4 protein-coding genes are annotated in these 8,818 nt (G+C 71.7%); all 4 read right to left on the bottom strand.

The window, feature by feature from the left end; genetic code table 11:
• Positions 1-716: 716 nt before the first annotated feature.
• Positions 717-1,742, bottom strand: a complete 1,026-nt coding sequence (locus HLB15_RS20735) for a sugar phosphate isomerase/epimerase family protein (RefSeq protein ID WP_171108218.1) — start codon at positions 1,740-1,742, stop codon at positions 717-719.
• On the bottom strand, positions 1,742-4,399 hold the full coding sequence (locus HLB15_RS20730) for a PQQ-dependent sugar dehydrogenase (RefSeq protein WP_171108216.1): 2,658 nt from the start codon (positions 4,397-4,399) through the stop codon (positions 1,742-1,744). Before HLB15_RS20730 ends, HLB15_RS20735 begins: the two co-directional genes overlap by 1 nt.
• A 93-nt stretch (positions 4,400-4,492) precedes the next feature.
• Positions 4,493-5,494, bottom strand: coding sequence for a sugar phosphate isomerase/epimerase family protein (locus tag HLB15_RS20725; RefSeq protein ID WP_171108214.1), 1,002 nt, complete (start codon positions 5,492-5,494; stop codon positions 4,493-4,495).
• A gap of 82 nt (positions 5,495-5,576) precedes the next feature.
• Positions 5,577-8,818, bottom strand: a 3,242-nt coding sequence (locus tag HLB15_RS20720) for a ThuA domain-containing protein (protein ID WP_212760166.1), incomplete at its 5' end; no start/stop codon positions are given.

The following is an 8,818-nucleotide window of genomic DNA, read 5'->3' as shown; positions in this document are numbered from 1 at the left end:
CCGTGTGTGCGAACAATGATACTGGCCAAACCACAACCCACACGGGTCATGATCCGATCCAAAACAAATGTTTGGCATTGACTATCAAGCACACTGTTGAGTTCTCAAACAACCGACGCACACCGTCAGAGCCGCAATCTTTCCGATCACTTCCCTGCCCGGGGCAGTTCCTCTAATCTACCAGGTTTTTTCTGCCGATCAAATTCGCTTCGTTCGAGGAACGGAAGGAATTCCATCTGCCTGATCCACACTGGCAGCCACACCGATTTCCAGGGGCGCACGTATGCTCCCTGATCCTGCAGTGTGGGTTTCAGCCCCGGCGCGGCCACTCGGTCCGTCTCCGGCACCTCGTGTCCGTCTGCCCGTCGGGCTGACTCCGAGAACATTACACACGTTCCGCGGTCCGTGCCAACTCGGCTGACGTGGCCTGCGGCACACGACGTTCCCGCAGGTCACAGCCCTCCCACCCGTCCGTGCCGCCCGGGCGAGGACCACGCCTGTGATCGGGCCCACGCCCGCGGCACCGCGCAGCCCCGCCCACCAAGCGATCGTGCCCAGGACGAGGGGCAGATCTGGGCACGATCGCTTGGTTCGCGCACTCGCGCGGCGCGTGCGCAGTGAGCGTGCGCCCGTACGCACCGCGCCGGGTGCGGCGCCCGTACGCACCGCGCCGGGTGCGGCGGCCGGCCGCACCCGGCGCGATCACGCCGTCCGGGTCAGCAGCGCTCCGCGCGCAGCGACCTCACCTCGACGTACGAGCGCTCGGCGTTGCCGAACGAGTCCGCCGGGTGGCCGGGACCCGGGGCCTGCGCGGCGTTGTCCTGCTCCCAGATGCCGTGCCTGCGCCCACCACCCGGCAGCGACGAGAGGAACTCGGTGTACGGCAGGTCGCCGATGCCGAACTCGACCATGTCGTAGCCCTGCTCGCTCTCGGGGTTGACCTCGCCGTCCTTGAGGTGCAGCAGCGGGTACCGGTGCGGGTTCCGCCTGATGTAGTCCGCCGGCTCGAACCCGGGGTACCGGTGCTGCCCCACGTACGCCCAGAAGACGTCCATCTCCAGGTACACCGCGCGCGGGTCGGTGTTGTCGTAGAAGACGTCGTAGAGCCGCACCTCGGGGTCGTCCGTCGCGAACGAGAACTCCCCGTCGTGGTTGTGCTGGTAGAACTTCAGGCCGCGGGCCGCTGCCGCCTCCCCGAAGCCGTTGAACTGCTCGGCGGCGGCGAGGTAGCCCGCGACCGTCCGGTCGTCCGTCGGCGCCTGGGCGGTGCCGACGTGCTCCATGCCCAGGATCTCGGCGATGTCGAGCTCGCGCTCCATGTTCGCGGCGAAGTCGCCGATGCCGCGGTGGGACCCCACGGCGCGCAGTCCGTTGTCGTCCAGCAGGTCGCGGATCTCCTCCGGCGTGATGGGGCCCACCTGGTCCTGGGTGTACCCGGCGAACTCGACCTCGGCGTACCCCATCTCGGACAGCCGCTCGAACACGGTACGGAAGCCGAGCGACGCGACCTTGTCCCGGATCGAGTAGAGCTGGATGCCGATGTGGCCCGGCGGTACGAGCACCCGGCCCTTGCCGTGGCCGTGACCCGGGCCCGGACCGTGGCCAGGGCCCGGGCCGTGCGCGGGCGCGGCGGCCGCACCGGTCGCGAGGCCCGCGCCGGCGAGCGTCGCCGCGCCCACGGCCACGGTGCCGCCGGCCAGCCTCAGGAAGTTCCTGCGGTTGACGTCCACTCGAGATTCCATCAGTGCTCTCCCTCTGTCCGAGCGGCCCCGGACGGACCGCTCGAGCTCTCCGCGGCCGGGGGCGTGCCGATGCCCTCGCCCACCATGGTCAGCGCGTCGACGTCGAGCGACCCCGTGGCGGTGACGTAGAGCGTCCCGGTCCCGGTCCGCTCGCCGACCGCGAGGCTCACGTCGGTCCAGTCGGACGTGCTCGGGACGGCGACCTTCGCGAACGGCTTCGCCGTCGGCGAGCCCCAGCGGAGCTGGAGCGTGCCCTTCCCGCGCACGGCGGCCGTCGCGCTGTCGATGCCCGTGAGGCTCACGCGCTCCAGCGCGACCGCGTCGCCCCGGGCGAGGCCCGCGACGTAGGCGCCCGCCGAGGCCGAGTCGTCCTCGACCACCTCGACGCCCGTGAGCGTCGCGTGCTCCGCTTGCTGCAGCTTGGGGTTCAGGCGCAGCGTGGCCTCTCCGGCGGCGGGCGGCAGCCCGTTGGCCCCGCCGTCGGTGTAGGTGATGACGACGGCGCCGTACAGGTGCGCCCCCGCACCGTGCTCCGGCGAGTCCGCGTCCGTCGGGAACACGCCCGTGCAGCCCGTGCCCGAGACCTCGGGGTGGGCGTGCTCGTCGTGACCGAGCCCGTAGGACCACGCGACCCGGTCGCAGACCGTCTCCGTGCCGTCCTCGGCGTCGGTGGTCGACACCTCGAACGGGATCTCGTCGCCCCAGTCGAAGAACCCGCCGTCGGCCGGGACGTCGACGCTGATCTCGGGCGCCTGGTTGCCCACGCTGATCGACGTCGAGGTGATGCCGATCTTGCCCTCGTCGTCGGTGACACGCAGCCGCGCGGTGTACACGCCGAGCTCGGTGTAGGTGTGCGACACCTGCGGGCCGGTCAGGTCGAACTCGCCGTCGCCGTCGACGTCCCACTCGTAGGTGAGCTCGTCGCCGTCCGGGTCCGTGGACGCGGACGCGTCGAAGGCGACCTCGAGCGGGGCCTGCGACGACGAGGCCGGCGTCGCACCGATGCTCGGCTGCGGCGCCTTGTTGCCCTCGGCGTGGTCGATCCGGTAGAGCCCGGCGTCGGGGTTCGCGCGGAAGAAGCCGTCGCCGTACTCGAGCACGTAGAGCGAGCCGTCGGGCCCGAGCTCGAGGTCCATCGGGTTGTCGTGCGGGGTCATGCCGGCGTTCTCGACCTCGGCGTTCGGGAAGAAGTCCTCGATCTCCCCCACCTCGAAGGTGTCCCAGTCGACCGAGAAGGCGGCGTAGTAGTCCTGCGAGAACTCGCCGAAGAACGCCTTGCCGTCCCACTGCTCCGGGAGCTTGCCCGGGGCGTCGAGGTCGGGGTCGTAGTGGTAGACCGGGCCGCCCATCGGCGCCTGGCCCGTGCCCGAGCCGAAGCTCACGAGCTCGTCGCGCGGCTGCTGGCCCGGCTGGTCGCCGTAGTACAGCGTCGCGGCGCGGGCGGGCGGCAGGTCGACGAGCCCGGTGTTCCAGCGGGAGCTGTTGCGCGGAGCGGCGCAGTCGAAGAACTCCCCCGGGGTGCCCGTCTCGAAGTCCCACTCGTTGTACGCGGCGTTCGGCCCGTGGCAGTACGGCCAGCCGGCGTTGTGCGGGTCGTCGAGGCCCACCACGTTCCACTCCACGTAGCCCATCGGGCCGCGGTCGGGGTTCGCCGACCCGGCGTCGGGGCCGTAGTCGCCCCAGGAGAGCGAGCTCGTCTCCGGGTCCACCTCGATGCGGAACGGGTTGCGCACGCCCATCACGAAGATCTCGGGCCGCGTGTTCTCGGTGCCCGGCGGGAACAGGTTGCCCTCCGGCACGTCGTACGTCGCGCCCTCGCCGGGCGCCGTGCCCGCCGGGATGTCCGCCCGCGGCGTGATGCGCAGGATCTTGCCGCGCAGGTCGTTCGTGCTGCCCGCACCGCGGCGTGTGTCGAAGCCCGGGTTCATGCCCGGGGCGTCGTTCATCGGCGCGTAGCCGTCGGCGCCGGGCGTGCCCGCCGGGGTGTTGTCGCCGGTCGACAGGTAGAGGTTCCCGTCGGCGTCGAAGTCGATGTCGGCACCCACGTGGCAGCACTGCCCGCGCTGCACCTCGATGTCGAGGATCGGCTGCTCCGAGTCGAGGTCGAGCTCGTCGCCGGTCCACGTGAGACGGGCCAGGCGGTTGACGCCCACCCAGCGGTCCCAGTAGCTCTCGTCCTCGCCGGCGGGCAGCGTGTCGGGGGCGTTGCCCGTCGGCGTGTCCGCCTCGCCGTCGCCGTCCGCGTCCCGCGGCGCGTAGACGAGGTAGACGTGGCCGGTCTCCTCGAAGTCGGGGGCCAGCGCGATGCCCTGCAGGCCGTCCTCCGAGTTGGCGTACACGTCGAGCCTGCTGACCACGCGCGTGACGCCCGTGGTCGGGTCGGTCAGCCGCACCGACCCGTCGCGCGCGGTGTGGATCACGCGCCGGTCGGGCAGCACCGCCATGTCGATCGGCTCGCCGACGTCCTTCGTGAGCAGGATCTTCTCGTAGTCCGCCCAGTCGGTGTCCGCCGCGGCGGCGGCCTCGTGCGTCCCGTGCCCGTCGTGGGCGACCGCCGGGGCGGCCAGCAGCCCTCCACCGGCCAGGGCGGCGACCGCGAGCGTCGAGATCACCCGCCGACGACGGCGTCGCCGGGTGTCAGCCTGGATAGTCTTCATCCGTGATGCAGCTCCTCGTCGAGTTCGTCACGCCGACCGGGCCTCGTGCGCTCTCCCGTTCGTCCGGGGCCCGGTCGTCCGTCTGTCGTCAGGTCAGCGGGTCGAGAACGCGGCGTCGAACGCGGCCTCCGGTGCGTCATACGCGTGGGTGCGCACGAACTCCAGCGCCTCGGGCGCGCCGACGAGGCGGTCCATGCCCGCGTCCTCCCACTCGACCGAGATGGGCCCGTCGTAACCGATGGTGTTGAGCATGCGGAAGGCGTCCTCCCAGGGGACGTCGCCGTGCCCGGTCGACACGAAGTCCCAGCCGCGGCGCGGGTCGGCCCACGGCAGGTGCGAGCCCATGCGGCCGTTGCGGCCGTTGGTCATGCGCTTCTTCGTGTCCTTGCAGTCGACGTGGTAGATCCGGTCCTTGAAGTCCCAGAGGAAGCTGACCGGGTCCAGGTCCTGCCACACCATGTGGCTGGGGTCCCAGTTGAGGCCGAAGGCCTCGCGGTGGCCGATGGCCTCGAGCGTCCGGACCGTGGTCCAGTAGTCGTAGGCGATCTCGCTGGGGTGCACCTCGTGCGCGAACTTCACGCCCACCTCGTCGAAGACGTCGAGGATCGGGTTCCAGCGGTCGGCGAAGTCCTGGTAGCCGGCCTCGATGGTGCTGTCGGGGACGGGCGGGAACATCGCCACGTACTTCCAGATCGCGGAGCCGGTGAACCCCACGACGGTCTTGACGCCCAGCTTCGCGGCCAGGCGGGCGGTGTTCTTCATCTCCTCGGCGGCCCGCTGCCGCACGCCCTCGGGGTCGCCGTCGCCCCAGACGCGGTCCGAGACGATGTCGCGGTGCCGCTGGTCGATCGGGTCGTCGCAGACGGCCTGACCCTTGAGGTGGTTGGAGATCGCCCACACCTTCAGGCCGTGCCGCTCCAGGAGCTCGAGCCGCCCGGCGACGTACTCGTCGTCGTCCCAGCGCCACGGGTCGAGGTGGTCGCCCCAGCAGGCGAGCTCGAGGCCGTCGTACCCCCACCCGGACGCGAGGCGAGCCACCTCTTCCAACGGCAGGTCGGCCCACTGGCCGGTGAACAGGGTGATCGGTCGTGCCATTTTTCCTCCGTTGCGGGGTACCTGTTGCGGGGAGCCGGTCCGGGGCGGGGCGGGCGGGTCGCCCGCCCCGCCCCGGGCGGTGTCAGGACGACGGCGGCAGCGCCACCCCGTCGCCCACGAAGTCGAGCCAGTTCACGTTGGACTGGCCGGACGTCTGCACGAAGTACAGGGTCCCCGACCCTGTCGGGACGTCGTGCAGCTCTGCGGTGACGTCGGCGTACACCTGCCAGTCACCGGTGGCGGGCACCGCGGCGGTGCCGATCTCGGGTCCGTCGGGAGCGCCCCACCGGACCGAGACGGTGCCGCCGTCGGGCGAGGCCGCCCGGAGCGTGACGGCGTCGATGCCGTGCAGGCTGAAGGGCTGGTAGGCCCACCAGTCGTCGACCTCGATCCAGCCGATGTTCTGGCCGCCGCCCGCGCTGTCGCCCGTGGTCTCACGCTGGACGCCCGGGTCGCCCGGGCTCGTCGAGCCCGCGAGCCTGCCGGTGTCGGTGAAGAACTCGGCCTGGAGCCGCTTGGGCTGCAGCACCTGCAGGTCGTTGCCCGTGAGCGGCACGCCGACCTCGCCGCCGTCGTCGGTGTAGGTGGCCTCGAGCGTCCAGAAGATGTTGGCGTCGGCGCCGTGGCCGTCGTCCGCCGCCGTCCGGAGCACGCCCTCGCAGCCGCTCAGCACCTCGATGGGGTGGGAGTGCGAGTCGTGGCCCAGCGAGGTGTAGAGCGTGACGTCGTCACAGGTCACCTCGCCGTCCGGGTCCTCGACCGCGATCTCGTAGGCGACGCGGTCGCCCCACGCGAAGACGCCGCCGTCGTCGGGCACGGTGATCGTCACGGTCGGCGCGGTGTTGCCGACGACGACGGTCAGGTTCGCGACGCCGGTGGCCCCGGTCGGGTCGGTCGCCGTGAGCTGCACGGTGTACGAACCGTTCTCGGTGTACGTGTGCGCGGGGTCCGCCTCGTCGGACGTCGTGCCGTCGCCGAAGTCCCAGTGCAGCGTGAGCGGCTCGCCGGCGGGGTGCCGGGTGCCCTCGGAGGAGAACTGCACGGCGAGCGGCGCCGGACCGTCGGTCACGTCGGCGGACGCCCGCGCGACCGGCGACGGGTCGCCCTGCGTGTACGCGACGCGGTAGACGCCGCTCGTGTCGTTGTCGCCGCCGAAGCCGCTGCCCCAGTCGATGACGTACAGCGCGCCGTCCGGACCGAACTCCATGTCCATGGGCCGGTCGAAGCCGGCCGCCGGGTCGAGGATGCCCGGGAGCACCCGGTTGATGTCGACGAGGTCGTCCCGCTCCTCGCCCGCGAGCTGGAACGAGTAGACCTTGCCCTGGTTCCACTCACCGAAGAACGCCTTGCCGTCCCAGTAGGCGGGCCACTTCACGTCCGACTCGAGGTCGGGGTCGTAGGTGTACACGGGCCCACCCATCGGGGCGCCGCCCCCACCGATCTCCGGGAAGTCGGGGTTGCCGGCGTAGCCGTACCAGACCTCCGCCTCCTGGGCGGGCGGGAGCTGGGCGATGCCGGTGTTGTTCGGGGAGTCGTTGACGACGCCGCCCGCGCAGTCGAACGGCTCGCCCGAGGCGCCGGTGGCGAAGTCGTGGTCGACGTACGGCGTGCTCGCGCCCGTGCAGTACGGCCAGCCGTAGAAGCCGGGCTCGCTGACGACGTTCCACTCGACCACGCCCTCCGGGCCGCGGTCGGGGTTCGCCGAGCCCGCGTCGGGGCCGTAGTCGGCGACGTGGATGTTGTCGGTCAGCGGGTCCACGCCGATGCGGAACGGGTTGCGGAAGCCCATCGCGTAGATCTCGGGGCGGGTGTCCGGCGTGCCGGGCTCGAAGAGGTTGCCCTCCGGGATCGTGTACGAGCCGTCGGGCTCCGGGTGGATGCGCAGCACCTTGCCGCGCAGGTCGTTCGAGTTCGCCGCCGTGCGCTGGGCGTCGAAGGCCTCGCGGCCGGGCCGCTCGTCGATCGGCGCGTAGCCGCTCGACTCGAACGGGTCGGTGTTGTCGCCGGTGACGAGCACGAGGTTGCCCGCGGAGTCGAACTGCATGTCGCCGCCCGCGTGGCAGCACCGGTCGCGCTGGGTGGTCACCTTGAGGACGGCGACCTCGGTGGCCGGGTCGATCGTGCCGCTCGCGGCGTCGTAGGTGAACCGGGAGACCCGGTTGTGCGGGCCGTCCTCACCGACGTCCTGGGGCGACCAGTACAGGTAGACCCAGCTGTTCGTGGCGAAGTCGGGGTCGAGCACGATGCCCGTGAGCCCGTCCTCGTTGGCCAGCGTGACCGGCAGCGTCACCGCCGTCGTCGTCAGGTTCGTCTCGGGTGAGATGACCTGCACCCGGCCGTCGCGCTCGACGTAGAAGACCGTCCCGTCCGGGGCGACGTCGAGCATCATCGGGTTGGCCGTGCTCTCGTCCAGGGCCACCGACTCGTAGCTCGTGTCCTGCGTCGCGGCGCAGTCCGAGTCGACGACGCCCGCCGCCGTCCGGATGCCGCCGAGCAGGTGCTCGAGGAACGCGGGCTCGGCGTACGACTCGTTCGTGTGGCCGCCGCCCGTGTACCAGGACCGGCCGCCGTCGTAGACGTGGCACCACGCCGTGGGGTGGTCCTCGCCCATCCCGCCGGAGCCCGGGTCGTAGCTGTCCTCGTCGAGGCTCGCGAGCACGTGCACGTCACCGCGCGGGTTCGACCGGAAGTTGTACCACTCGTCGAACCGGTCCCAGCGGTCGGGCAGGTGCGCCGTCGACGGGTGCGCGTGGTCCTCGACCACGACCGTCGCGTCCTGGTTGGCCGGGTGGCTCAGGAAGTACGCGCCGACGAGCTCGCCGTACCACGGCCAGTCGTACTCCGTGTCCGACGCCGCGTGCACGCCGGCGTACCCGCCGCCGCCCTGGATGTAGCGCTCGAAGGCCGCCTGCTGGTCGGCGTCGAGCACGTCGCCCGTCGTCGACAGGAACACGACGACCTCGTAGTCGGCCAGGCCCTCGTCGGTGAAGACGCCGGGGTCCTCCGTGGCCGTGACCGTGAAGTCGTGCTCCGCCCCGAGCGCGGTGATCGCCTCGATGCCCGCGGGGATCGAGTCGTGCCGGAAGCCGGTGGTGCGCGAGAAGACGAGCGCGTCGAACGGCTCGGCCTCCGTGGGGTCCTCGGGGCCGCCGGGGTGGCCCGGGTGGCCGGGCTTCGGGGGCTTGGGCTTGTCGGGCTTCGGCGGCTTCGGCTTGTCGGGCTTCGGCTTGTCGGGCTTCGGCTTGCCCGGCCCCGCCTGTGCCGTGTCGTCCGCCGGCGCGGCGGTCACGGGCGCCGGGCCGGCCGAGGCGGGCGCGGCCGCCG

It is taken from the genome of Promicromonospora citrea (genome assembly GCF_013004695.1).
In the GTDB taxonomy this organism is placed as follows: Bacteria; Actinomycetota; Actinomycetes; order Actinomycetales; family Cellulomonadaceae; genus Promicromonospora; species Promicromonospora citrea.
The sequence above is the reverse complement of the archived record's forward strand: the minus strand, read 5'-3'. Positions and strand labels throughout refer to the sequence as shown.

Coding starts and splice junctions, on each gene's coding strand:
- HLB15_RS20735 (WP_171108218.1), bottom strand. CDS start 1,742: ATGGAATCTCGAGTGGACGTCAACCGCAGGAACTTCCTGAGGCTGGCC.
- HLB15_RS20730 (WP_171108216.1), bottom strand. CDS start 4,399: ATGAAGACTATCCAGGCTGACACCCGGCGACGCCGTCGTCGGCGGGTG.
- HLB15_RS20725 (WP_171108214.1), bottom strand. CDS start 5,494: ATGGCACGACCGATCACCCTGTTCACCGGCCAGTGGGCCGACCTGCCG.